The 24,982-nt window shown below is 66.8% G+C and carries 16 protein-coding genes and 1 pseudogene; 7 read left to right on the forward strand and 10 right to left on the reverse strand.

All coding sequences use genetic code 11. The features are described 5' to 3' along the window. Positions 1–5: 5 nt before the first annotated feature. The 3 genes from SSP29_RS58955 to SSP29_RS46005 are packed head-to-tail and all read right to left on the reverse strand — an operon-like array spanning position 6 to position 2,109. Positions 6–617, reverse strand: a complete 612-nt coding sequence (locus SSP29_RS58955; RefSeq protein ID WP_368669292.1) for a WD40 repeat domain-containing protein — start codon at positions 615–617, stop codon at positions 6–8. After that, complete coding sequence (locus SSP29_RS60640; RefSeq protein ID WP_245883545.1) at positions 512–1,102, reverse strand: WD40 repeat domain-containing protein; 591 nt, start codon at positions 1,100–1,102, stop codon at positions 512–514. Before SSP29_RS60640 ends, SSP29_RS58955 begins: the two co-directional genes overlap by 106 nt. A 35-nt stretch (positions 1,103–1,137) precedes the next feature. Then, positions 1,138–2,109 (reverse strand): FAD-dependent oxidoreductase, encoded by a 972-nt coding sequence (locus SSP29_RS46005; RefSeq protein WP_089106951.1) that lies wholly within the window; start codon positions 2,107–2,109, stop codon positions 1,138–1,140. A gap of 108 nt (positions 2,110–2,217) precedes the next feature. Between SSP29_RS46005 and SSP29_RS46010 the strand changes: the two genes are divergently transcribed. Beyond that, entirely contained in the window at positions 2,218–3,090 is an 873-nt protein-coding gene (locus SSP29_RS46010; protein ID WP_150136234.1) for a LysR family transcriptional regulator, read from the forward strand. Positions 3,091–3,111: 21 nt separating this feature from the next. Here SSP29_RS46010 and SSP29_RS46015 read toward each other — a convergent pair whose 3' ends face one another. The 5 genes from SSP29_RS46015 to SSP29_RS58960 all read right to left on the reverse strand — a co-directional run bounded on the left by SSP29_RS46015 (position 3,112) and on the right by SSP29_RS58960 (position 11,356). After that, positions 3,112–3,600, reverse strand: a complete 489-nt coding sequence (locus SSP29_RS46015; protein ID WP_167450169.1) for an ABC transporter substrate-binding protein — start codon at positions 3,598–3,600, stop codon at positions 3,112–3,114. A 922-nt stretch (positions 3,601–4,522) separates the two neighbouring features. After that, on the reverse strand, positions 4,523–4,891 hold the full coding sequence (locus tag SSP29_RS57775; protein ID WP_245883551.1) for a LamG-like jellyroll fold domain-containing protein: 369 nt from the start codon (positions 4,889–4,891) through the stop codon (positions 4,523–4,525). Beyond that, on the reverse strand, positions 4,810–6,483 hold the full coding sequence (locus tag SSP29_RS60650) for a hypothetical protein (RefSeq protein ID WP_245883546.1): 1,674 nt from the start codon (positions 6,481–6,483) through the stop codon (positions 4,810–4,812). Before SSP29_RS60650 ends, SSP29_RS57775 begins: the two co-directional genes overlap by 82 nt. A gap of 211 nt (positions 6,484–6,694) precedes the next feature. Further along, a complete protein-coding gene (locus SSP29_RS46030) occupies positions 6,695–10,519 on the reverse strand; it encodes a LamG domain-containing protein (protein WP_089106954.1) in 3,825 nt (1,274 codons plus the stop codon). Between the two features lie 693 nt (positions 10,520–11,212). After that, positions 11,213–11,356: a hypothetical protein gene (locus tag SSP29_RS58960; protein ID WP_167450170.1), complete on the reverse strand. Its 144-nt coding sequence runs from the start codon at positions 11,354–11,356 to the stop codon at positions 11,213–11,215. 43 nt (positions 11,357–11,399) lie between these two features. On the opposite strand from SSP29_RS58960, the gene SSP29_RS46035 reads away from it, so the two are divergent. After that, positions 11,400–19,550 carry a ricin-type beta-trefoil lectin domain protein gene (locus tag SSP29_RS46035; protein WP_167450171.1) on the forward strand — a complete coding sequence of 2,717 codons (8,151 nt, stop codon included), beginning with the start codon at positions 11,400–11,402 and terminating at the stop codon, positions 19,548–19,550. A gap of 36 nt (positions 19,551–19,586) precedes the next feature. Beyond that, entirely contained in the window at positions 19,587–20,141 is a 555-nt protein-coding gene (locus SSP29_RS52735; protein WP_145969048.1) for a hypothetical protein, read from the forward strand. 132 nt (positions 20,142–20,273) lie between these two features. Here SSP29_RS52735 and SSP29_RS46040 read toward each other — a convergent pair. Further along, a pseudogene (locus SSP29_RS46040) lies at positions 20,274–21,566 on the reverse strand (tyrosine-type recombinase/integrase); the annotation flags it as partial. Continuing rightward, positions 21,563–21,751, reverse strand: a complete 189-nt coding sequence (locus tag SSP29_RS46045) for a helix-turn-helix domain-containing protein (protein WP_089106956.1) — start codon at positions 21,749–21,751, stop codon at positions 21,563–21,565. The pseudogene SSP29_RS46040 and the gene SSP29_RS46045, both read right to left, overlap by 4 nt. A 137-nt stretch (positions 21,752–21,888) precedes the next feature. Here SSP29_RS46045 and SSP29_RS46055 point away from each other — a divergent pair, with 137 nt between their 5' ends. The 4 genes from SSP29_RS46055 (at position 21,889) to SSP29_RS61440 (ending at position 24,216) form a co-directional block, all read left to right on the forward strand. Beyond that, a complete protein-coding gene (locus tag SSP29_RS46055) occupies positions 21,889–22,368 on the forward strand; it encodes a GntR family transcriptional regulator (protein ID WP_245883547.1) in 480 nt (159 codons plus the stop codon). Positions 22,369–22,996: 628 nt separating this feature from the next. Further along, entirely contained in the window at positions 22,997–23,422 is a 426-nt protein-coding gene (locus tag SSP29_RS52740; protein ID WP_145969049.1) for a hypothetical protein, read from the forward strand. Positions 23,423–23,458: 36 nt separating this feature from the next. Further along, positions 23,459–23,791 carry a hypothetical protein gene (locus tag SSP29_RS52745; protein ID WP_145969050.1) on the forward strand — a complete coding sequence of 111 codons (333 nt, stop codon included), beginning with the start codon at positions 23,459–23,461 and terminating at the stop codon, positions 23,789–23,791. A 92-nt stretch (positions 23,792–23,883) separates the two neighbouring features. Further along, positions 23,884–24,216, forward strand: a complete 333-nt coding sequence (locus SSP29_RS61440; protein ID WP_368669293.1) for a hypothetical protein — start codon at positions 23,884–23,886, stop codon at positions 24,214–24,216. The last annotated feature ends 766 nt before the right edge of the window (positions 24,217–24,982 follow it).

Consider the following 24,982-nt stretch of genomic DNA (forward strand, 5'->3'; position numbering starts at 1 on the left):
CGTGGTCACCGGTTCGGCCACAGCCGCACCGTGCCGTCGAGGCTGCCCGAGGCCACGGTCCTGCCGTCCGGGCTGAACGCCACTGATGTCACCTTGTCGGTGTGGCCGGTGAGGGTGTCGACGGGGAAGACGCTGAGCGAGCTCGTGTCCCACAACCGCACGGTCTTGTCGTCGCTGCCGGTGGCCAGGGTGTCCCCGTCCGGGCTGAACGCCACCGCGGTCACTGGGCCGGTGTGGCCGGTGAGCGTGGCGACTGCGGTGTCCGTGTCGGGCGTCTCCCACACGCGTACGATGCCGTCGGCGCCGCCCGTGGCCAGCAGGTCGCCGACCGGACGGAACGCGAGGGGCTTGAAGCCGTGCACATGCGGAAGTTCGAGGGTGGCGTCGCCGAGGGGGTCGAGCAGGTCCCACAGCCGTACCGGGCTGTCGCTCCGGTCGTCGCCGCCCGTGGCCAGCGTGTATCCGTCCGCGCTGAACGCCACCGCGTCGACCACGGTCTTGCCCTCGGGCGTCAGGGTGTCGGTGACGGTGCCGGTGGCCAGGTCCCACAGCCGGGCCACGCCGTCGCGGCCGCCGGTGGCCAGGGTCTTGCCGTTCGGGGCGAACGCCAGGTCCAGGGGGGGGGAAGGGGCAGCGCGACGCCGGTGGGTTTCGCTGCGTTCCACAGGGACACTTGAAGGGTGCCGGCCACGGCCAGCGTCCGGCCGTCCGGGCTGAAGGCCACCTTGGTGACGTCCCCGACCTGGTCGGGCCAGGGGGTGGTCGCGGTGGCCTTGGCGAGGTTCCACGACCGCAGCGTGCTGCCGATGCCCCGGACTGCGGACAGCCCGGCGACGAGTATCTTGCCGTCCGGGCTGAACGCCACGCTCCGGGCGTGGCCGTCGGGGACGGTGAACACGATCGTGCGAGGTGCGTCGTCGCCCGCTCTCGACTCGATCTCCGCGAACGTGACGGTGACGGCGGTCAGGCCGAGGCCGGCGAGCAGCAGCGTGTGGCGCCGCACCTTGGCGCGGGGCCCCGTCGTCGGCCGGCCGGGTTGCGGTGGTGTCCCGCCGGCGGGCGTGGCGGGCGTGTCGGGCTTGGCGGGTTCGGTGGCATCCATCGGTGTACACCCGGTTCTCGAGTAGGGGAGCGGTGCTAACGGGACTGGTGCACAAGGGCGGTTGCGGCGTCCGCGCAGCCCCAGGCGAGGGTGACTCCGGCGCCCCCGTGGCCGTAGTTGTGGACGAGCCGGCGTATCCGGCCGGGCGGCCGCGGATCGGCCTCCAGGCGAACTCCGCTGTCGCGAAAGGGGCGTAGGCCCACCCGGTGGCCCAGGACCGGGGCGCCTGCCAGTTCCGGCAGCAGTTCGGTGCAGCGGCGCAGGATCGCGGCGGCGGTGGCCGGCGACGGGGTGGTGTCCCACTCGCCGATCTCGAAGGTGCCGCCGAGGACGACGTCCGTGCTGCGGGGGTGGACATAGGTGTAGCCGTCGGCGTTGTCCTCGTCGCGCACGGACGTGTGCAGCCCGGGGTTGGCGACGAGGACCAACTGCCCCCGCACCGGCCGCACGTCGGTGTCACCGCACAGGGCGCGGGCGCCTAGGCCGGAGGCGTTCACCACCACGGGCGCCCATGCGCCCGCCTGCTCCAGGGCGTCGATACGGCGGTGGATCAGCGTGCCGCCCGCCGTGGAGAAGGTCTGCTGGAGCCAGGGCAGGTAGTGGGACATCTCCACGGTCGGCACGGTGAACGCCCAGCCGCCGCTGAACGGGGCCCGTACCTCGTCGCCGCGCAGGATGCGCAGGTCGGGAAGGGCCAAGGCCCACCAGGGGATGTCGTGGATCGGGCGGCGCAGCAGCATCCGGGTGGGGCGCATGACCACGCCGGGCACCCCGTCCGCCGCCTGGCAGGCGAACTCGTCGTGGGTGCGGGTGGCCCACTCCAGTACGCGCGGCTCGAACCGGGTGCGGGTCGGGTACCAGACCGCCGCGGCGACCGAGGACGTCGTCTCGGCGGACTGCTCGGCCGTGACCACCGCGACGCGGGCACCGGCCTGCTGCAGGCGCAGCGCGGTGGTGAGCCCGATGACCCCGGCGCCGACGACGACCGCGTCGAACCTGTCGCCCATGCCTCCCCCTCGATCGCCGAACCGTGTTTTTCCACTGTCGGCGGGGATCTGACGGCCTGTCCAAGACCAGTCACGTTCAATGCAATAAGCCGCGCTTATAGTTGGCGGATGGACTTGCGGCGGCTGCGCTACTTCCTCGTGCTGGCCGAGGAGTTGAACTTCACGCGGGCCGCGCACCGGCTGCACATCGCCCAGCCCGCCCTGAGCCAGCAGATCAAGGCACTGGAACGGGACATCGGCGCTGCACTGCTCGAACGAGGCAGCCAGGGCTGCCGGTTGACCGCGGTCGGCGAGGTCGTGGCCCGCGAAGCCGGCGAACTGCTGGCGCACGCGGACGCGTCGCAGGAACGGATCCAGGCAGCCGTCGGCGGACGCCAGGGGCAGCTGCGCCTGGCCCTGACCCGCTCCGCCCGCGGCGGTCCCGTCGACGCCCTCCTCGCCGCGTTCCGCACCCTCCATCCGGACGTGGAACTCGTCGTGCGGACGGGGTGGACCGCGCACAACATCACCGAGCTGCTGGCCGGGAGGCTGGACGCCGCCTTCGTACGGCCGCCGCTGGACAGCGAGGGCCTGGAGTGCCGGCACATCGCCCGCGAGGAACTCCTCGTGGCCGTCCCCGCGGAGCATCCCCTCGCCCGCGAACGAAGGGTCACCCGCGGGCACATCGCCGCCGAACCGGTGATCCTTTGGCCGCGCGAGAACGCCCCCGGAATGCACGACCTGATCACCCGGCAGCTGTGGCCCGACGGCGGGCCGCGCATCGTGCGGGAAGAACCCGACGACGAGCAACTCCTCCTCAGCGTCGCCGCGGGCACCGGCATCGCCCCGGTGCCCGAGGGGCGCGCCCGTGCGCTGCGCATACCAGGGGTGCGGCTCAAGCGTGTGACCGCGCCCATGCCCGCCGTGGACCTTGCCCTGGCCCACCGACCGGGAGACGCCGCGCCGGCACTGCGAGGGCTCCTCAGCCTCGTCGGGCGATAGACCAGCCCCCGCAGTCCGCTCCTATCCAACCATCTGGGGCAGTTCACGGATCAGCGCGTCGATGCCCTGGCTCTCCGCTATGGCAGTCAGCCGTCGACGCAACCTGCCGAGGAAGGACACACCCTCCACCCCGACATCCCCCATCCTGAGCCCTCTGCCAGCCTGTTCGAACACCCAGAAAGTGATCTCGGTCAGCTCTTCATCGACAAGAGCGCCAGTCATGACCCTGAACTCGCTGCTGTCGTCCGGATCCTTATCCGTGATGACCAGGGACGCACTCGTCAGGGGAAGGTCCGCGATGAGCGAGGCGACGTGGTCCGTGAGGGCAGCCAGGGCGGCTTCACGCTGGCCGTCACTCAGTTCCTCCCAGCTCGGGCCCACCGCAACCGGCGCCAACTTGCGCCAGTCCAACACGGACGAGACGAAGGCAACTCTGTCCGACTTCGCCACTTCGGCGAAGTCGGCGAGGAACGTGCTGATGAATGTTGAGGCGGCTTCTGCGGTGAACACGGAGAGCAACGTAGTCGCTTGGGCCTGCCAGCGGAAGATCATCCTGAAGACCTGGGGCCGGTCCCCGCCCGAACCCGGGGCCACCACGAGCCGGAACGACGGCCTCGCGAGCCATGCAGTGGGGCCAGCTCAGGCCGGAGAAATGGGGCCACCGCAAGCCGTTACTGCCACCCGCCTGCGGGTCGACGCGCGAACCCAGGACTACTACGAGCGCCGCATCAAGGAGGGCAAGACCCGGCGCGAAATCGTCCGCTGCCTCAAACGCTACGCTGCCCGGGAGGTCTTCCACCTGGTCAAACAGCTACAGCCAGTACCCCGCTCATAGGGGCTGTCGTGACAGATGAGAGGCTCAGACGGGTGAGCGAGACACCACCGAACACCCTCCAATACCGCTTTGACGGGCCAGAAGACGCTCCTGTCCTGATCTTGGGTCCCTCCCTGGGTACCACCTGGCACATGTCGTAGAAGCCGTCCAGGCCCGTCCGTCCAGTCCTGTGCGGGCGCATATGTCCAGTTTCGGATTCTGTGCCGAGAGGGTGTCCACGGGGTTTGTGACTCGCCCGTGACAGCTGGCAGCGCGACGAAGCCCCCGTCGGCTGGTTGTGTTTTGGTCTGGCTCGGCGGCATGGCTGGCGCGATGGTGGATAGCGCGCGCTGAGTCTCGACGTACTTGATGCGGGCCTCTTCTGTGGCGGCTTCCCGGTGGATGCGCCTGTGGTGTGCCGCTTCGATTTCGGCAACGCGCCTGTGCTAGGGGGTTGCGCTGGCGGGCGTGATCTCGTAGGTGGTCTCCGCAAGCTGGTCTTCGGGGACGTTCGACGGTGTCGGTCCGTTCGCCGGCTGGGTGTGGCCGCCGCCGAGGACGTGGGCGGGCCCGCGCCGCTCCTGTCGGAGTCGGCGCGGGCCCTGGTTCGGTGGTGGGTCAGTGCAGTGCGCTGACCTCGGTCGCCGAGAGTGTGCGGGGGTAGACGTGGACATCGGCGACGGAGCCGGGGAAGGCCAGGTAGGGGGTGGTGGCGGAAGTGCTGTTGATGCAGCCGCCGATGGTCAGGGGCATGGAGGAGTCGTACTGGGGGCTGAGGTTGGTGGCGGTCCGGATGAGGGTGCCGTGCTGGTACAGGGCCATGTTGCCGCTGGTGGAGCCTCCCGGGACTGGTGCCCGGAGGGTGGCGACGAGGTGGGTCCAGGTGCCGTCGCCACGGGCAACGGCTAGCGGACGTCGACGTAGTCGGTGACCTGGGCGCTTCTGAGGTAGTGGTTTCCGGTCTCTCGGCTGAGCGCGAGGGCCCAGGTGCCGTCCTGCTTGGCGGTCACCATGCCCTCGAGGTGGCCGTGCTTGTCGCTGACCAGTTCGCATACGTAGTGGTAGGTGCTGGAGCCGCGGGGCTTGAAGTAGAGGGTGGGAAAGCCGCTGTCGAGCGGCTTCCAGGTGCTGCCCTTCTTGTACTGGAGGGTGCCGCCGAAGCTGAACGCCTGTCCCTTGCGGACCGGGTCGGAGGAGGCGTGGAAGCCGGTGACGCGGGTGGCGTAGCGGTAGAGGTGGACGGGCTTGGTGGTGCTGGTGCCGAGGTCGGGGTTGCCGTCGAAGCGGGCTCGCCAGTAGGCGTCGGTGTCCGGTGCGGTGAGGGTGCGGGCGAACGTCTCCTCGAACAGGGGCTTGTTGTGGCGGATCGGGAAGGGAACGGAGGCGGCGTTCTTCCAGCCGGTCTTGCCGTCTTCGGAGTACTGCAGGGTGACGGTGGGCTTGGCGGGCCATTTCGCGCGCGCGTCTTCGTAGTAGACGTAGCCGGAGACTTTCAGGGATCCGTCGTCGTTGAGGTCCGCGCTCAGGCCGGTGTGGGTGGTGTAGGCGACGTGCAGGCTGAAGGGTTGGGTGGCGACCTGCTGGAAGGGCATGTAGTCGGTGCCGGCGAAGAGTTCGGCGTTCGGGGCGGGGCTCTCCGAGGAGACGCGAAGGGTGTAGTTGCCCTGGCTGTCGGTGGTCGTCTGCCCGGCCACCACCGGGGAGTCCTCAAGGGTGATCGCGGTGTTCGGTAGCGGCTGCCAGCCGGCGGTGGTCTGGATCTCGGCGTGGCCGGTGACGGTGCCGGTGGCGCCCTGTTTCAAGTTCAGGGCGTGGGTGCTTGCCGAGAAGCGGACCGGTGCCTGGGTGGTGTGCAGCCACTGGTCGGGGTACGTCGACAGGTCGATCGCTCCCGGGTAGCTGTTGGAGGCCAGGGGTGCGGCGAACAGCCGGAAGGACTGCTCGGTGGGGACGTAGGCGGCGGTGAAGCGGCCGTCGGCGCCGGCGGTCGCGGTCACGGTCGTCCGGCCGAGTCCGGTGTCGGCGACGACGTCGACGGGCGTGCCGTCGGCGGGAGTCGGGGTGTCGGGGGTGCGGGGATCCCGGGCGACGACGGTGCCGCTGACGGAGACCTGCTGGTGGAGGTAGTCCGGCACGCTCGGGGTGGTGGTGAGACCGTTGATCGTGAGGACGGTCCGGTACTGCAGGGGGTCGGGGGAGAGGGCGCCGGTGACGGTGGCGCCGGAGGCGTCTTGGAGGTCGACGGTGACCCGGTAGTCGCCGAGGTCCGCCAGGTGGACCGGCGCCCGCCAGGTACCGGACGTCGCGTCCTGTCCGGAGTACTGGGTGAAGTCCTCGGTCGATCCGGCCTCTTGGGTTCCGTCTGGTGCGTCCAGCGGATGGAAGTGGGCCGTGATGCGGGTGATCGGGCTGTCGGAGTGCGCGGTCACGAAGACCAGACCTGGCTCGTTCCAGCCATTGGCGCCGACCAGGACGGGGCCGCTGGTGGTGCCGTCCGCCCGGGCCGGGGCGAGGCCCGTGAACAGGCTGGTGGTCAGTGCGGTTGCCGTGGCCGCCGCCAGGAAGGCGCTGCGTCTCATGATGGTCCCCCCAGAGGATTGGTCGACTCTGCAAGCGAGAGCGCAAGCATCGGACTGCGGTCCCTCGGCGCTCTTGGATCGGTCAAGTGATCGAGAACTGTAGTGGTGTACTCGGACAGTTCGGTACCTAGGTCTGCTGCGCGATCGCCCGCGGACTTGGCAGGCGCTCGGCCGAGGCGATTCGGTCGAGCGCCTGAACGTCCCTCAGGGGTCAGTCGAGTTGGCTGATGGCGGGGTTGTCACCGGTAGCGGCTGCGTCGGTGGGAGGCAGGGCGGTGTTGTAGATGTGGATGTCGCTGATGCCTGCGTTGGCGTACTCTCCGTAGACGCCGGAGGAGAGTTTGCGGCCGATTTGGAGGGAGCCGGTCGCGTTCCAGGGCGTGTAGGTCCAGTCCTTGGCGGCGGTGAGCTTGCCGTTGACGTAGAGCCGGATTTCCTGGTTGGTGGCGTCGAAGACGCCTACCAGGTGTGTCCATTTGCCTATGACGGGCTTGCTGCCGTAGGTGGCCTGCCAGACGGCACCGCTCGCGTCGGTGCTGTGTCTGCCGAAGGCCCACGCCTGGGCGCCCGAGGAGTAGTACAGCTGAAAGCCGTTGTTGACGGCCCCGTCCTGCGAGACGAATGTCGCATTGGCGGACGACGAATTGAGCTTGATCCAGGCGGAGACGGTGAAACCGTGCGAGGTGTCGACGGCCGCCCCGGAGGTATTGGCATGGCCGGTGGTGCCGTTGAGGTTGATGTACTTGCTTCGAGTCGAGTCGCTGCTCCAGGTATAGGCGCCGCTGAGTGACGCGGGGAGGCCGGCGCTGCAGTCGGAGTCTGTGGCGGTGGCGCAGTCGGCGGCGGTGTTGCCGGTGCCGTCGTCAAGGTTCCACCAGTGAGTCGCGGCGTTGGCGGCGGTGCCCAGGGAGACAGGGGCGGCGAAGTTGGCGGTGGTACTGGTCGACGCTGTACCTGGGTACTCGATCAGTTCGCCGTGGGTGTCCGTTACGTAGAGATCGGGGTTGCCGTCCGGGCCGCCGGAGAGGCTGTTCACGTCGCCGGACGATGCGATCTTGGGATAGGACGTCGGAGGCAGGGTGAGGGCCAGGGCGGTGTGGGCGGTGGCGTGCAGGAGTGGAGGGAGCCCGGTGGAGTCGCGGGCCAGCGAGTAGGTGTAGAGAGCGCCGGTGGAGTTGTCGCGGGCCCACAGAGTCGGGGTGCCGTTGACCTTGCCGGGGGCGATCAGGGTCATGCCGGTCCAGTCACCGTCGCCGAGGAGCATCGGGTAGCTCAGAGCAGGTCCGCCAGTGACCTGGTAGTACCAGAGTTCGCCGTTCTCGACGGTGATGATTGCGGGGAAGCCTCCCCCGTAGAGGTCACCAGGAGCGACGAGCTGGCTGATCTTCCAAGGGGTGGATTTGTCGTATCCGGCGCCGCTGCAGCGGCTGTCGGGAACGATGGTCGTGTCACAGCTGGGCTTGTCCAGTACTTCGGGAGACCGTTTGCCGAGGAACCCGGGATAGGTCGAGTAGGTCGCACCGCCGTCTGCCGGGTCGAGGTCGTTCTTGACCACGTACAGCTGCTGATTGTGCTTGTTGTATGCGATGAGGTCGTCGTAGGTGGCACCGTTCAGATTGCCGCGGTGGGCGATGAGGTAGTTGTTCCAGCTGGTGCCGTCGGGTGAGCCCGCAGGGGTCGAGACGAGCACCGGGCCGTTGATCGCGGGCGGTGTGCCGGTGACCGGATCGCTCTGGGCGGGGGCCGCGTTCTGGGCGGGGTCGGTGTTGCCGGGGATCAGTTCGAGGTCACCGGTCTTTGTGGTGGCGAGCAGGTCGGGGACGCCGTCGCCGCTGATGTCCCCTGGTGTGATCTTGGTGTCGGGGTTCCAGGGGACGGTGAAGGTGTAGCTGGCGGGGGCTTGGGAGATATTTCCAGCCGCGTCGACTGCGGCCACGTAGAGGGTGTGAACACCCCAGTTGGTGATCGGAACCGGGATTGTTCCGGTCGCGGTGCCGGAGCTGTCGCTGCTGGTGACAGACGCCGGGGTGCCGGTGGTGGCGGTTGGCTGGCTGTCGAGTTGCCATAGGAAGTGGTCGACGCCGCTGGACAGGCAGGCGTTCGGCGTGCAACTGGTGTCGGACGCGGCTCCGTCCGCTGCGGTGACGGTGAAGCTGGTGGTCTTTCGTGGTGCGGCATAGACCACTGGATTGGCAGGGCCGGTGCCCACGGGCGGGAAGGATGCGTTGTTGGCAATGTCGGGTGTGTCGGGTGGGGTGAAGTCGGTCTTGAACCAGCAGTGATCGCTGATGTCGGAGGTCAGGGAGAGCTGTGTGTTGTTGTCCTGGGCGTAGACGTCCCAGCCGTACTCGTGGCCGTCCTTGAGCGTGAAGCCGATCGGCATGACGGCATCCGAGCCAGAGGCAAGGTATGCGCTGTCGGGGGTGGAGTCGGTGTAGGCATTGCCGCTGGAGTCGAGGACGGTGCGGTCCCAGACGTGGTAGTGGGCTTTGACGAGTTCACCGGAGACATTCGCTGAGACCTTGGAATGGAGCTGGATGTTGCTTCCAGCGCCCGAGTAGGTGACTGCGCCGATCCAGCCGTCGCCGCTCATGACACAGTCCCCGGCTGCGCCGGTTGCGGAGGGCGTGGTTTTGAGACTGGTCGGGATGTCCGGGGGGATGTCGAATTTCACCGTCAGGCTGAGGGAGCTGGACATCCGCAGGTAGTCGTCGTTGCTGGAGGAGATGCTCTCGTTGCCGAAGAGGCCGACGGTCCAGTGGTCGCCGCTGGCGCTGTGGTAGGTCGCTATCCGCTGGGCCTGGGCGAGGACCTTGAAGGTCGCAGTGTGGTTGCTGCAGCTGCTGCCGGAGTTGGCCCCACTGGGAATCGTGATTTTGACGGGGGCGTAGTTGTCGTCGATGGTGTCGGGTTTGTTGTTCCAGTCGGTGCCGGAGTCGATCGACCCGGTGGTGTGGAGGGTGATCGGCTGGTTCTGCGAGCAGTCGTAGCTTGCGGCGTAGGTGGAGCTCACCGTGATCTGAGCGTCGTAGACCTGCATGGAGGGGTCGAGTTTGTCAGTGGGGATGGTGTAGTAGGCGCGCTCCAGTCCGGTACCGCAGACGCCGCCCCAGCGCTGGTAGCCCACGCCTTCGCCGTTGGTCTGTAGCTTGTCGTACTGCGGGCTGTCAGCGCAGGTGGAGCTGGAGTACACCTCGTCGTAGTGGCCGGCGTCCTCGGTGACCGGGTTGCTGAACGGGTCGATGTACACCGGGTAGGTGGTGTCCGGGGCGTTGAGGACGCTTGTGTCCGGTGCCAGGGTGATGCCGCTGGACGTGGTGCTCATCGGCACCGTGTTGACGTTGGCTCCCTCACCGGGGCCGTCGGCGGAGGACGCCGTAGGGATATCGCTGACCGTCGAGGTGTCCGAGGCGGGTGCGGTTGTCGTCGGTGCGTCCGAAGTGGTGCTGGAGTCCCACATCAGCGGGCGCGGGCTGGTGTAGGCGACGGTGCCGTCCGCGGTGGTGGCGTTCATGCCGCCCGAGTCCGTGGCGGACAGGGTCAGGCCCTGGGTGGAGGCGGCCTCGGTGAGCTTCTTGATGTGCGGGTCGGCTGCGGCTGCGGCGTCGTGGACGATCAGTACATCGCTGAAGCCGCCCTGGTCGGTGACCGACACGGACAGATCCACGCCGGGCAGAACAGACTTGTAGACGGCGGTGTCGTCGCTGACGACGGGCGCGGGCAGCGTGAAGGGCATGGTCAGAGCCATGCTGTGCCCGTCTTCGTTGGTCTGTGTGGCCAGCGGGCCACTGCCGCCGCCCGACAGGGTGACGTCGTTCGGCGTGGCCTTCGGCGAGAGGGTTCCGTCCGCATTCGTGGCCAGAGTGGCGTCGACGGGCGTCCAGGTGCCGTCCTTGAGGACCCGTACCGGCATGACGTTGGTGGTGGAGGTGAACGTGCCGTCGGGGTTGGCGGTGACGGTGGAGGTTTCCGTCGTGAGGGAATCGACGGGCACATCGTGACCGCTGGCGACGGCCTCGGTCTGGGCGGCCAGCATCGGATCACTCGGGGATGACTCGGCGGCGCTTGCCGGCGTAGCGGGAACAGCGAGCAACAGCCCTGCCAGCGCGGGGATCAGCGCCAGACGGCGCGTCAGTTCCCTCCTCCTGCGCTGCTTTCGGGTATATCCGGACAACACTTAGCAACTCCCCCTCTTTTTGCAAATGCTTTGCTTTCGTGATCTTCGCCACATTGATGGATGTCTAGCTGTGGCGAACGGCGTGCGTGGTGTCCGGTTTGCCATCAGGTGTTGATGTTCGCGACTTCATGGAAAGGGCACATCAGACACTCAGTTGGCATACGTCATGGTCACATCGCCGGCACAGGGTATTGAGTTGCCTGCCCCCTATCAATAGCCTCCCGACGATCACGCAGCGGGCGTGATGGGGGGACGACGGTCTGTCAGGACCGCTGGTCGTGGGGGGATTTCAGTGAGCGGCAAGCGGCGTTGGTATGCGAGCGTCCAGTACCGGATCTGGGGTAGAGCGCTGACTCTCGCGACGACAGCCGTCGCGCTGCTGACTCTTCTCGTGCCCGCTGCGGTGGCCGCCGGCGTGGTCGTGGGGCCGTACCGCTTCAAGGGCACAGTGTGGAATCCGAAGGCCCTGCCGAAAACCCCGGCGGTGGGCAGCCACGCCCTGCGCCGGCCAACCGCCGTCCGCCCCAGGGGCTATAAGGCGGCGAGCCGCTATCAAGCGGTTAAACCGGTGTGGCCGAAGGCCGGTACGAAAACGGTCTCCCTGACGCACACCACCGGAACCGGCAACACCGCCTCCAGCACAGCGGCGACGCCGGGTTCGCCGTCCAGCCCCGCCAGCCCTTCCAGTGCACCCACCAAAGCAGCATCCACTCCTGCTCTGAGCACTCGCGTCCTTCCGGTGACGAAGCCCGTCAAGGCCGGCGGTCTGCCGGTGTGGGTGGCACCGGCGCCTGCCGCCGGACACAAGTCAGGCTCCGTCAAGGCATCCGGCCCGGCGGCGGTCAAGGTGAAGGTCGCGTCGCACGCCCAGACCCTGCGGGCAGGCGCCGACGGCATGCTCCTCGCCTTCACTCGCACCGATGGGAAGTCCGGTGGCGGCCGGGTGCGCGTGGTCATCGACTATTCCTCGCTGGCCAAGGCGTACGGCGGTGGGTTCGGTTCACGGCTGCGGCTGTTCCAGGTGCCGGCCTGTGCGATGACCACTCCCCAGCTGAAGCAGTGCGGAACGCGGACCCCCATCACCTTCACCAACAGGGCGACAGCGGACCAGCTGACCGCCACGCTAGTCCTCGGCTCCTCAAGTGCTGCGGCATCACGTACCGCGAGCGGTGCGACCGAGTCGATGGCGATGTCCGCGAACTCCGCCACGGCGAACACGACGGCCGTGGAGGTCACCTCCGGCAGCTCCGGCTCCCAGGGCAACTACGCGGCAACCTCCCTGAACCCTTCCGGGAGCTGGCAGACCTCCGGCACCGGCGCCTTCACCTACTCCTACCCGATCGACGTCCCGTCCGCAGTCGGCGGCAACGCCCCGTCGGTGGCGCTGTCCTACGACTCGCAGTCCGAGGACGGGGAGACCTCGGCCCGGAACTCCCAGGCGTCCTGGATCGGTGACGGCTGGGACTACCAGCCGGGCTTCGTGGAGCGGACGTATCGTTCGTGCGGCACTCTGCTGGACAGCAGCGGCAAGAAGATCCTCAAGGGATCCGGGGACCAGTGCTGGGCCGGTGACAACGCCACGATCTCTTTCGGATCGCACTCCGGGCAGCTGGTGCCCGACGGCGTCGACTCCAGCGTGCCGGGCGAGATCAAGCAGTGGCGGCTGCAGGGCGACGACGGCACCCTGGTCCAGGAGCTGTCCGGGGCCGCCAACGGGCTGCACGACGGCGTCTACTTCCGGCTGCTGACCACGGACGGTACCGCCGCGTACTTCGGTGCGGACCACTCCCCGACGGGCGCCGGCCCCTCCGGGGCGATGCAGTCCGGTACTCCGGGCGACTCCTCGACCGATTCCGCCTGGGGTGTGCCGGTACTGCACTCGAAGTCGGGTGATCCGTGCTACGACTCGGCCAAGGGCAAGGCGTCGCAGTGTGACAAGCACGAGGGCTGGCGCTGGAACCTTGACTTCGTCGTCTCGCCGAGCGGGTTCGTGCAGCGCTACGACTACACGACCGAGACCAACTACTACGACCTGGGCGGCGGCCAGGCCGCGACCGGTGACTCGGGGACCCTGACCTCGTACGTCCGTGGCGGCAAGCTCGACTCCGTCTCCTACGGCTACAAGCTCACCGACGAGCAGACCGGCCGCAAGCCTGCCGGCCAGGTGGTCTTCACCTCCAAGCAGCGCTGCCAGACTACGGACACCTTCACCGACTGCTCGGCGGGAAACCTCAACGACAACACGGCCCCGCACTGGCCCGATGTGCCGTGGGACCTGCACTGCGACTCCACCGACAGCACCACCCTGCCGTCCGGGTCCACCTCCGTGCCGACCGATGTCTGCATCACGGCCGGACCGACGTTCTGGTCCACCACCCGCCTGGACAGCATCACCACGAAGGTCCACGTCAAGGACTCCTCGACGGACGATCTCGTCGACGTCGACAGCTACCAGCTGGGGCAGGTGTACTCGGACGCCGGCGGAACGGTCGACCCGGTCACCGGTACCACCATCGACCCCAAGGACGCAGGTTCTCTGCAGGCCGTGACGTGGCTGCAGTCGATCCAGCACACCGGCAAGGACACCTACGGCAACGGCAACAGCGCCATCAAGCTCAACCAGGTCTCCTTCACCGGTACCGAGATCGACAACCGGGTCAACGACACCTCCCCGTCCGCGCCGCCGCTGTACCGGCCGAGGATCTCCTCGATCCAGACCGAGACCGGCGAGTCCATCGCCGTCAACTACAACACCAACCCGTGCGCGAACAAGACGCTGTCGATCTCGGCAGCGGACAGCAACACCAACTCCTGCTACCCGGTCTACTGGACCGTGCCGGGCGCATCGAAGCCGATCGCGGACTGGTTCAACAAGACCACCGTGCACACCGTCACGGCGTCCGACCTGACGATCGCCTCCCAGTACAAACCGAACAGCCAGAACATCCCGGCCGGCTCTGAGACGCAGGTCTCCACCTACAGCTACGCCGGTCCCGCCTGGCACCGGGACGACTCGGCCCAGACGGACGACCAGTACCGCACGTGGGACCAGTTCCGCGGCTTCCGCACAGTCACAGTGCAGACCGGCCAGGCTCCCGAACCGGTGACCCAGCAGACCACCACCTACCTGCAGGGCATGGACGGCGACTACAAGGCCGACGGCACCCGCCGCTCAGTCAGCGTGGACGCCAAGGTCGGAGGCTCCACGGTCCAGACCGTCACCGATGCCGACCAACTCGCTGGCCAAGCCCTTCAGAGCGACACGTACACGGCGGCGGGCGGCACCGTCAACGCCGCAACCGTCAACGGCCCGTTCACCTTCACCACGACCACCCACGCTGCCCAGACCCCGTGGACGGACTGGACCCAGGACGACAACCCCGGCCAGACCGAACCGGACCTGTCGACCCTCCCCGATCTGAACGCCCTGCGGATCAAGACCGCACAGTCGCACGGCTACGCGCTGCTCGCCGACGGGACATGGCGCCACACCCGCACCGACACCACCTACGACAGCCAGGGCCGCGTCTCAACCGTCGACGCACACGGGGACGTGAGCGTGGCCGCGCAGGAGAAGTGCGCCACCACCACGTATGCGGCGCCGTCGTCCAGCAACACCATGGCCCAATCCTACCCAGACCAGGTCACCTCCGTCAGCGGCCCCTGCGGCACGGCAGCCTCTGCGAGCACGCTGCTGGCGGACAAGAAGATCTACTACGACGGTGACGGCACCCTCACCAACCTGGGCACGTTCGGACAGCTCGACCAGACCAGCAGCACCGCCATCGGCCAGGTCACTGCCGTACGCACCGCGACCGGTTACACCGGGACGACGGAGAACTGGCAGACCAGCTCGGCCATGAAGTACGACGGGGCCGGCCGGGTCACCGACGCCCTGGACGTCACCGGGCAGAACACCCACACCGCCTTCAGTCCAGCCTGGAGCGCGTTTGGCGGCAACACCAACCCGACCAGCATCACGAGCACGAACTCCAAGAACTGGACGGTCACCTCCACCCTCGACCCGCTGCGTGGCCTGGCCACCGAGAACGTCGACGCCAACAACCGCAAGACCGACATCACCTACGACGCGCTCGGCCGACGCACAGCCGTCTGGCTACCCGGCCGGGACAAGGCATCGGGCCAGAGCGCGGACGAGACATTCACCTACTCGATCAACCCCGGTGTGGTCACCGGGCCCAGTGGCAGCATCACCTCACCGGGCGACCCCTCCGCGGTGACCACGAAGACACTGCGCGAGGACGGCACCTACGCCTCGTCGATCACCATCTACGACGGAATGCTGCAGCCGCGCCAGACCCAGGCCACGGCCGACGGCGACAGCAACTCCGGCCGGATCATCTCCGACACCTTCTACGACTCGCACGGCTGGCAGACCGCGTCGTTCGCGCCCTACTCCGAGCCGAACAACGGCCCCTCCACCACGCTGTACGCGGCGAACGAGAATCAGGTCCCGTCGGAGACCACCACTGAGTACGACGGCGAGGGCCGCGGGGTCACCAGCACGCTGTGGCACCAGGCGGTTCCGCAGTGGCACAGCACCACCAGCTACCCCGGTGCCGACGAGACCGACACCACCGCCCCGGCCGGCGGCCGCTCCGCCGCGACCTACACCAACGCACTGGGACAGACCACCGAAAGCGTCGTCAAGAACACCGGCAGCACGGTCAAACTGACCCAGGGCCAGGTCATCCCATCGGGCACGTCACTGACCTCGGACAGCACCCGCCTGACCATGCAGGCCGACGGCAACCTGGTACTGACCTCCCTCGCGACCGGCAAGACTTTGTGGTCGACCAGCACCTCCGGTAACCTGGGAGCCTTTGCCACCTTGCGGAGCGACGGCAACTTCGTCGTCTACAACGCTGGAGCCACCACCACTCTGTGGTCGACCGGAACCACCACCGGCACCGTGATGCAGATCCAGAACGACGCCAACATGGTGCTCTATGACGGCACCGGTACCGCGATCTGGAAGACCGACACCTGGCACCTGGCCAGCGAGGCCGCCGCCACCACCACCTACACCTACACACCCGCCGGTCAGGTCGACACGATCAAGGACAACGCCGGCAACGCCTGGTCCTACCACTACAACCTGCTGGGCCAGAAGACGTCCCAGACCGACCCGAACACCGGTACCACCAGCTACGACCAGTACGACGTCGCCGGCAACCTGCAACAGACCACCGACTCGCGCGGGCAGGCTCTGTCCTACAGTTACGACTGGGACAACCGCCCCGTAGCCGAGTACAAGGGAGCGTGGTCGGCCACCCCCGACCCCACCAAGGAACTCGCCTCCTGGGCGTACGACACGCTCGCGAAGGGCTACCCGACGTCGTCCACCCGGTACGTCGGCGGGACGTCGGGATCGGCGTACGCCCAGGCGGTCACCGGCTACAACACCGCCTACCAGCCGACCGGCAGCACCCTCACCGTCCCGGCCGCAGACGGCTTCGCCGCAGCCGGACAGTCCACCGCCCCCAGCAGCGGCACCGTCACTTACACCAGCACGGTTGACTACACCCCCACGGTGGGGCTGCTGTCCAGTACCCATTACGAGGCCGACGGCAACCTGCCCGCCGAGACCGTTAACTTTGGCTACACGGTCAACGGCAACCTGAACGGCTTCGGCGGTGCCATCAGCCTGTCCAACCTCCCTTCCTACCTGGACACCACCGTCCACGACCCCTTCGGGCGGGTCCTGCAGACCAACTACGGCCCCACCGGCAAGGAACTCGTCAACTCTGCCCAGTACGACGTCACCACCGGCCGGGTCACCCAGACGGAAAGCCAACTGCAGACATCCACGACCCCACTGGACGTGGACAACTACCGCTACAACCAGGCCGGCGAGATCACCGCGATCGACGACCTGCAGAACAACACCACCCACGACACCCAGTGCTTCACCTACGACTCCTTCCAGCGCCTGACCGCCGCCTGGACAGACACGGCAGGTATCACCAACTCCACAAGCGCCCCGGTCGGAGCCGTCGGCAGCTGTAACACCAGCTCTGTGCAGACCACCACCACGGCACCGGTCATGGCCGGCACGGTCGGTGGCCCGGCAGCGTACTGGCAGACGTACACCTACGACCTGCTCGGCGACCGCACGAGCATGGTCAACCACGACACCACCGGCACCGCGGCCAACAACACCACACAAACCACCGCCTACACAGGCACCGACGGCACCGCCACCGCGACCCTGCCCGACCAGGCTGGCACCACGACCAGCAGCAACCCGACCACCGGCACCGCCACCTGGACCCCCACGTACACCGACCCGGCCTACAGCAATAAGAACGCCGGCGACACCATCAGCCGGAAGACAACCACCACCGGCCCGCTCAACACCGGCTTCACCCTCACCGGCGGCGGCAAGCTCTGCATCGACGACGCAGGCGCCTCCACCACCCCCGGCGCGGTGGTCCGCACCTACACCTGCAACGCCTCCGCAGCCCAGAACTGGACGATCGGCACCGACGGCACCGTCAAGGTGCTCGGCACCATGTGCCTGGACACCACCGGCAACGCCACCACCGCCGGCACCCTCCTCGTCATCGACACCTGCAACAGCGACGCCACCCAGAAGTGGAAGGTCACCAACACCGGCACCCTGGTCAGCAACGCCAACAGCGCGATGTGCGTGACCGACCCGGGCGCCAGCGCGACCATCCGTACCCAGCTCACCCTCGCCACCTGCGGCAGCGCGGGCCAGACCTGGACCACCGCAGGCACCGGAGCCCTGCCTCCCGGCCAGACCCAGACCTTCACCTACGACGCCGAAGGCCGCACCGCCACCGTCGCCACCGGCTCGGGCACCGACACCAACACCAGCAGCTACCTCTACGACGCCGACGGCAACCTGCTGGAACAGACCAGCAGCGTCGACGGCACCGCCAAGACCCGCATCCTGTACCTGTTCGGCGGCACCGAGCAGATCACTCTGAACGTCTCCGCCAAAACCTGGACCGGCCTGCGCTACTACCACGGCCCGGACGGCACCACCATCTGCCGCTCCAGCAGCGGGACCGTCACCTACGAAGTCGCCAACGCCCAGGGCACCGCCACCACCGCCATCGACGCCAGCACCCTGGCGGTCACCCGCCGCTACTACGACCCCTACGGCAACACCCGCGGCACCAAGCCCACCACCTGGGTCTCCACCGACGAGAACCACGGCTACCTCGGCCAGCCCACCGATGCCAGCACCGGCCTGGACCTCCTCGGCGCCCGCAACTACGACCCCGCCCAGGGCCGCTTCCTCACCCCCGATCCGCTCTTCGAGGCGAGCGATCCCAACCAGATGGGCGGCTACACCTACGCCGGCGACAATCCGGTCTCCGGAAGCGACCCGACCGGAACCATCCTGGTCAACAACGACGGCACACAGTGCAGCGGCGGCTGGAGCAAGTGCAGCGGCCAGGCGGGCTCGGGCGGCGGGTCGAAGAAGTCGGGAACCGGCACATCCAGTGGCAACACCAGTTCTTCGCCGTCACCGTCCACCACGCCCTCGCCCTCGATGAGCTCCACGCCCGCCTCGACGCAGACGCCCACCCCGACCCTCGGTGAAGTGCCCTGCGCGCCCGCCGACTTCGGTACGGACAGATGCGAAAGCTATGGCGGCGGCACGGCCATGGTCATGGCCATGGTCGCGCCTGTAGCAGTGCCCTTGGCCATAGCATGCCTGGAATCAGGCGTCGTGGACTGCGCCACCGGATTGCTTCTCGGCGTTGCCGACGGTGAAGCGGGCGGCAGCCTGCTCCTCGGCAGCCGTATCTTCGTGGGAATCAGTGCCACGGCAGAGGCAATCGAAGAGCAGGCTGACACCTTGGCTGCCAAGGCCGGGGCATCCGAGAAGGCTACGGAAGACGCATCGGCCGCGAAGGGGGCCGTCGCCAAGGACCCGGACCCTCAGACCCACGCTGAACATGCCAACGCTGCCGCGGCTAAGCCGGACACCCCCGGAAAGGGTGCCAGCGGCTCCCCGAAGGGCTGTAGCTTCTCGCCCAGCACGCCAGTCCTCATGGACGGTGGCAAGACCAAACCGATCGGCAAAATCAAGACCGGCGACAAGGTCGAATCCGCCGACCCCGAGACTGGCAAGCACCAAGGCGCACGCACGGTCCAGCACGTGTGGATCAACCACGACCACGACCTGCTCGACCTCACCATCCGCACCAAAGACGGCCACACCACCACCCTCCACACCACCGCCAACCACCCCTTCTGGGACGACACAACACACACCTGGGTGGCTGCTGGCAAACTCCACCATGGCGACGCCCTCAACACCGCCACCAACGGCCACGCTTACGTTGTCGCTGCCCAGCCCACACCCGGTGCGGCATACCGCTGGAACCTCACTGTCCAGCAACTCCACACGTACTATGTCGTGGCGGGCGGCACGCCGATCTTGGTTCATAACACTGGCACCGGACCTAACCTGTGCAACGTTTCAGGCCCCGCCCACGTTCAATCGCGAGTGGATGATCTGACCGATGCGGCCGGAGCTGGTGCTGGATTTAGGACAATGGGAGGACTTCACGCAGATGTGCCCGGAGGGAGCGGCGGACTCGACTTCTATGCCGTTGGTGCACGGGCAGATTTGACGCCTGCCCAGTTCGGTGAGCTCCCTGACCTGGGTAACACAGAGTTTGGATTCCGTGTGCCGCAGCCCGCTAAGACCGTAGCCAAGGAAGATCTCTGGCATGCTGAGGTGAAGTTGTTCAATGAGACAGCGGGAGTATTGCAATTGCAGCCCAGGTTCCTAGTCGTTAGCCGACCTATTTGCCCTGCGTGTGAGGACTTCCTCATAAATAGAGGTGCTACCTTGACATCTGCTACCACGGCAGAATGGTAGTGAGTCGGCTGTGAGCCGTGCGGGAAGGAGGGTGAGATGTCTGATCCATCGTCCAGTGACGTACTGGATGGCATGTCTTCCAAGGCGCTGAGCTGCGTCGCAGCTCTTCGGATTGGCGGGGGGCTGTATATCCTCGCTGAAGCGGCTGGGCAAGGAGACCTCTACTATCAGGCGGATGCCGGTGTGCGTGCTGGGCTCAGGTCCTGCGAGGGGAGGCGCCTGAACGCCGATGTGGTTCGCATTGCCAAGAAGGCGTGTCGCCGTTTGATCGCCGAGTTCTCTGGGGCCGAGAGAACGCTCCAGTTTTCCCTTGGTGGATTCGAACTCCTGGAAGCAGTACTGGATTTGATCGAAGCTGAAGTTGGCGAGACCTCAGAATCTTATATCACGGTATTCCAAAAGGCGTTTGAGGTTGCTTCGCTTTGGCCTGAAACGGTGGATATCGATGGGCATGTCAGCCTGCAGGAATTCGAGCGATCTTGTCAGCGAGAATCGATCACCCAGCTGCGCGCGGGCGGAATTCCGGGCCTTCGTGGTGTGCTAGGGCCCCGAGAGCTTAGTTATCGTGACCTCGCGAGAGGCATAAGCTAAAGGGCAAGGTGTTTCCTAGCATTGCGGGTATCGAACGACCCCACCGGTAGATCTTGCCGGTGGGGTCGTTTCGGGCGTCTGACGGCAGTAGCTGACGGCAACGTCAGCGGACGGTGCTGCACAAGTCGGCGGATTGTTGCCGTCGTCGAGCTCGGTCGTAGGCTCGGCGAAGGTGCCGAGGGCGTGGCCGAGGAGGTCGATGGCCTGGCGCTGGAGGCGGAGACGGACGTGTGCGTACACCGTTGCGGTCACCCCGATGTGGGCATGGCCCAGCAGCTCCTTGATGACGACCAGTTCGACGCCCTGCTCCAGGAGCAGGGTCGCCGTCGAGTGGCGGAGGTCGTGAAACCGGATCGGCCGCAGGCGGGCTTCGCGGAGCAGGGCGTTGAAGTGGCGGGTGAGCGTGGCGGGTTCGATGGGGTGGCCGTCGAGGCGTGTGAAGACGTGGCCGCTGCCCTGCCAGCGCGAGCCCGCCTCGTCCTTCTCCTGTGCTTGCCGGGCGCGGTGTGCGCGAAGTGAGGTGACGCAGGAGGCCGGCAGGGCGATGCGCCGCTCGGAGCTGATGGTTTTTGGTCGGCAGTGTGGCCAGGCCCCTGCTGGTGGTGCGTTGGAGGGTGCGGCGGATGCTGGCTGTGCCGTTGTCGAGGTCTTCCCAGTGCAGGCCGAGGAGTTCGCCCTTGCGTAGTCCTGTGCGTAGGGCCAGTTCGAACAGCGCGGCGAGCCGGTGCCTGTGGGCGGCGGCGAGGAAGTGTCGGGCTTCGTCGGTGGTGAGGGGTTGAAGCGGCGGGGGCGGGGTGTGCCGGTGCGGACGTTGCGGGCGACGTTGCGTGGGATCTCCTCCTCGCGGACAGCGTGCTCCAGGGCGGACTTGAGTACGGAGTGGATGTAGGCGAGCGTGAGCGGGGAGAGCCGTTTGCGGCAGCATTGGCCGATGGCGCAGCAGCGCGGGCGTCGGCTGGCCTGCGCGTTGGGGTCGCGTCGGGCGTCGGTGCCGCGTGCGCAGCACTGTCTGACGGTCCGCAGATCGTTCAGCCAGGTGCGGACGTCCTTGGCGGTGAGCTTGGCGAGCTTCTTCCTGCCCAGGCCCGGTATGAGGTACCGCTCGACAACGGCGGTGTAGCGGGTGTGGGAGGTCTCGCGGAGTTGGTGGACCGCGACGTTCTCCAGCCAGTACGCCAGGTATGTCGCGAGGCTGCCCTGGTTTCTGACGGCGGGGACGCCGCGGTTGCTGGCAGCGATCTTCTCGGTCAGTTTGGCCCGGGCCTCCGTGCGTGAGCTGCCGTAGACGCGGACGCGTTTTCGGGTGTTGCCGGGGGCGAGGACGTATCCGGCGGCTTCCCAGCGGCGGTCTTTTCGCTGGTAGACGGTTCCGTCGCCGTTGGCGCGGGTGCGGCGGGAGGTGGGGGTGTCGCAGGGTGTGGTCATGCGGCTTCCTGGTCGAGGCGGGTGTGGATGAAGTCGGTGAGGGCGTGTGCGGGGATGCGGCGGGCGCGGCCGAGGGTGAGGGAGGGGAGTTGCCGGGTGCGGATGAGGTCGTAGATAGCGGTGCGGCCGAGTTGGAGGCGTTCCATGACCTGGGGGACGGTGAGGAGTTCCGTGCTGGCGGTCACGTGAGGGCCCCCGTTCGGACAGCACGGGGCAGCCGGTGGGTGGAGTGACCGGCGCGGTCACCGGAGCGCTCCGAGCGTCGGGTTCGGGTCGGTTGCTTGGGCTGGGTCTGCCGTTTTGCGGTCAGGAGGTGGGCGAGGTGTTCGAGTTCGGGCAGGAGGCCGGTTCCGGCGTACTGCCAGTGGGAGATGACGTGGGGCGGCGTGGGCGCAGGCCGGCGGGCAGCGGGGTGCCGCTGACGTTCGAGGTCATCGCCGAGGACCTGCGCGAGCGGATCCGCTCGGGTGGGCTGCAGCCGGGGGACGCGTTGCCGACGCAGGCCGTGCTGATGAGGGAGTTCGGGGCGGCGAGCCTGACCGTGCAGAAGGCCATGACCCTGCTGAAGCAGGACGGCTGGGCGGTCTCCCGACCCGGAAAGGGCGCCTTCGTCGCCCACCACGATCACGCCGCCGACGACGCTGATGACCTCGACGGCCCGGAGGCGACGGCCCCCGTCGGCGGGACGGCGGCTCGCGTCGAGACGCTGGAACGGGAACTGGCCGAGGCGGTCGAGCAGCTGGCCGATCTCCGCGCCCGCGTCCAGGCACAGGAGGCGGGCGGCGGCGAGCGGGGCCGCTGACCCGCCGTGCCGCGTGGCCCGGAGCGTGCGTTCAGATTTTCTCTACGAGGTTCAAGGCGGCGCCCGCCCGTCTGAGCTGGCCGAGCATCGCCGACTGACCCACCGTCGGGCGAGCAGCCGAGGCCCGCGCGAGGTGCTGGCAGACGGCCGGACCCAGGCGCGAGCGGGGCCCAACCTGGTGCCGCCGGAGCCAAGTTGTGGGCGTGGAGCCCTCGTGCTTCGCACAGCAAGTTGTCGCCTACGACCGTCCTACGGCCGGATCGCAGGCAAGGGCCGACCCAAGGGGCCGACCCTCACGTCCGTCGCCGGGCTCACCGAGGGCGGTGGCCTTTCGCCTCCGGCGGGGAGCACAGCTCCCGGTCTGGCTCCCGCGCTGCCAGACTGGCCGAGCCCGCCGCACGCTGCCGAGGGCCTACCCGGCGGCCGACCGCTGCGCCGCCGCGCGGAGTGCCCGGCCTGCCTGATTGGTCAAGATCCTTGACGGCAGTAGTTGACGGCAAGAACCACGAACAACCCCGGCCGAACCCGCACCCCAGCGGACCGCAGAACACCGCTTGACCTGCAAAAACGCAGGTAGAGAGGGGTCGCGTAGCACACGTACTATGTTGTTGCGGGCGGCGTCCCGATCTTGGTCCACAACACCGACGGCGAATCCTGTGTGGTTCCCGGAACGGCCGTGGTTCATGCGCACATCAGCGATGGGAATAACGTTCACTTCAGCGTTGAGGTGATGGATGGTGCCGGGAATGTCACCCACACGCACCTCATGCCGAATGTCGGGCACACCGAGACGCCGATTAGCAACTATGGAGGAAGCTCAGGTGCCCCGCAGATCACGTTCGATTTGCCGAATGGAGCTGCGGCGCGCGACTTCCAGATGAGCAAGGTGGGCACTGAACAAGGGCCCTACGATTTCGTGAAAAATAGTTGCCTGACTCACGTTTGTGATGTTCTCAGAGCTGGTGGCGTCGACGACATACCCACCAACGGTCGACTGCTGTTGATCTGGGCGAATCACGATGGTATGACCTCTATGTACTGCGCTGATGGGTGAGTTGAATGAGTGGGAGCAGCTAGGGATGGTTGACGCGTGATGAAAGTCAGGAACTCAGAGGACTATGGAGCGCTCGTCTCGATTGCGAGCGACGATCGGTTCCCTTGGTCGGTCTGTGTCATGGCTGGGCGTGGGATATCTGCATACGCAAGCGCAAATGATTGGGTTCTCGCGGCGGGAAAGAAGATTGGTGAAGCCCACCTGTTGGGAGAGCAGCTGATTTCTCTCGCGGAAATCACGGAGGGGCTTGGTCTCCTCTGGGATAAGTGGACTCGCGGCGACATTTCGATCGAGCTTCTAAAGTCTGAGCTTGAAGACCTCGTCTTCGCAATGGAGCGGTGGATAGAAGGTGTGCGTCCTGCTTCCTGAAACGACTTGATATCTGCATTGTGACCCCACCGGATTGATTCCGGTGGGGCCACTCTGGTGTCTGACGGCAGAATCTTGTAGATTCCTACCGGATACGGAGTGGAAATCAGCAGCCTTCGGAGCAGGCGATGGGACGAGGTGGAGAAGCTCTCAGCCACACGGAGAACCGGGTGGCTCGAATGTCTGGTGGAGTTCCCACGTATGGTACGAGGGTGGTCACTGGTGACGAGTTCTTCCTTGATTCGCCCGCGCCAGAGGGAGGATACGTTGTCACCACGGGGGCACGACCGCCGTGCTCTAGCTGTAGAGGTGCGATGACTCGGACTGCAGAGGACACCGGTGCTACCTTCGCCTATCTCTGGAAGGACCCCCAAGACGGCTGGCAATGGTGGCAGACGGACTTGCCGTCAAGCTGGCGGAAATAGACTTGTAAGACTCAAGATTATTTGAGGGGCGAAATGCCGATCAACGATCCAAATCGTCGAGATCCTGTTGAGATTTTGGCGCGTGTCGACAGCATGGAGCCAGACGCTGAGGATGTGCTTCGAGCTTTCCAGACGTGGGTGTATCTCGCTGGGAGAGCTGGATGGATGGTAGAGGAAGAGCCAGGTTTTCAACCGCAGTCCGAAGATACTGATATCGGCGGCGTCGTCATCGATGGTCTGTCTTATCGTCTGCATTACGGGCTCCGGTGCAGAGAGAACGCGGTTGATGACTCGACGACTCCACCGTCACTGCGATCGATCTTTACGTACGCGGCATGGGCAGAGCCTGTGGTAGAGAACTCTTCGCTGTGGTGAGTTGGACAGTTCCAGCGGCACAACGTTTTGTCTATCGAATCATCGCAGGTGGGCATCGTGCGCAAGGCAGGCGGATCACGCGTCTAATTCCTTACTGGGGAAGTTACTAGAATCTAGCCTCGAAGTTTCGTGACGGTCCGCCGACGGAGTCGGTGGACCGTTTCCGTGCCGTGCGCGAAGGCTGTGCAGGCCCAGGGCCCGAGTGTCGCCTCAGCGGGCGCAGGATGATCCAAGAAGCCAAGGCCGGCAGCCGAAAGGCAGCAGGAAACCGGGACTGGTGGCTGGCGCCCCCGCTAGCCATCCCGCATAACTGGCCGGATACGGGCACTGCCCGGACCCGAAAGGATGCTGCCACTTGGGGAACACATGGGAGCGTCTCTGGCGACCAGAG

The organism is Streptomyces hyaluromycini, assembly GCF_002217755.1.
Taxonomy (GTDB): Bacteria; Actinomycetota; Actinomycetes; order Streptomycetales; family Streptomycetaceae; genus Streptomyces; species Streptomyces hyaluromycini.

Excerpts from the sequence above, each read along its gene's own strand:
- SSP29_RS60640 (WP_245883545.1), bottom strand. The coding sequence starts at position 1,102 with ATGGATGCCACCGAACCCGCCAAGCCCGACACGCCCGCCACGCCCGCC.
- SSP29_RS46005 (WP_089106951.1), bottom strand. The coding sequence starts at position 2,109 with ATGGGCGACAGGTTCGACGCGGTCGTCGTCGGCGCCGGGGTCATCGGG.
- SSP29_RS46010 (WP_150136234.1), top strand. The coding sequence starts at position 2,218 with ATGGACTTGCGGCGGCTGCGCTACTTCCTCGTGCTGGCCGAGGAGTTG.
- SSP29_RS60650 (WP_245883546.1), bottom strand. The coding sequence starts at position 6,483 with ATGAGACGCAGCGCCTTCCTGGCGGCGGCCACGGCAACCGCACTGACC.
- SSP29_RS46030 (WP_089106954.1), bottom strand. The coding sequence starts at position 10,519 with ATGCTGGCCGCCCAGACCGAGGCCGTCGCCAGCGGTCACGATGTGCCC.
- SSP29_RS52735 (WP_145969048.1), top strand. The coding sequence starts at position 19,587 with ATGTCTGATCCATCGTCCAGTGACGTACTGGATGGCATGTCTTCCAAG.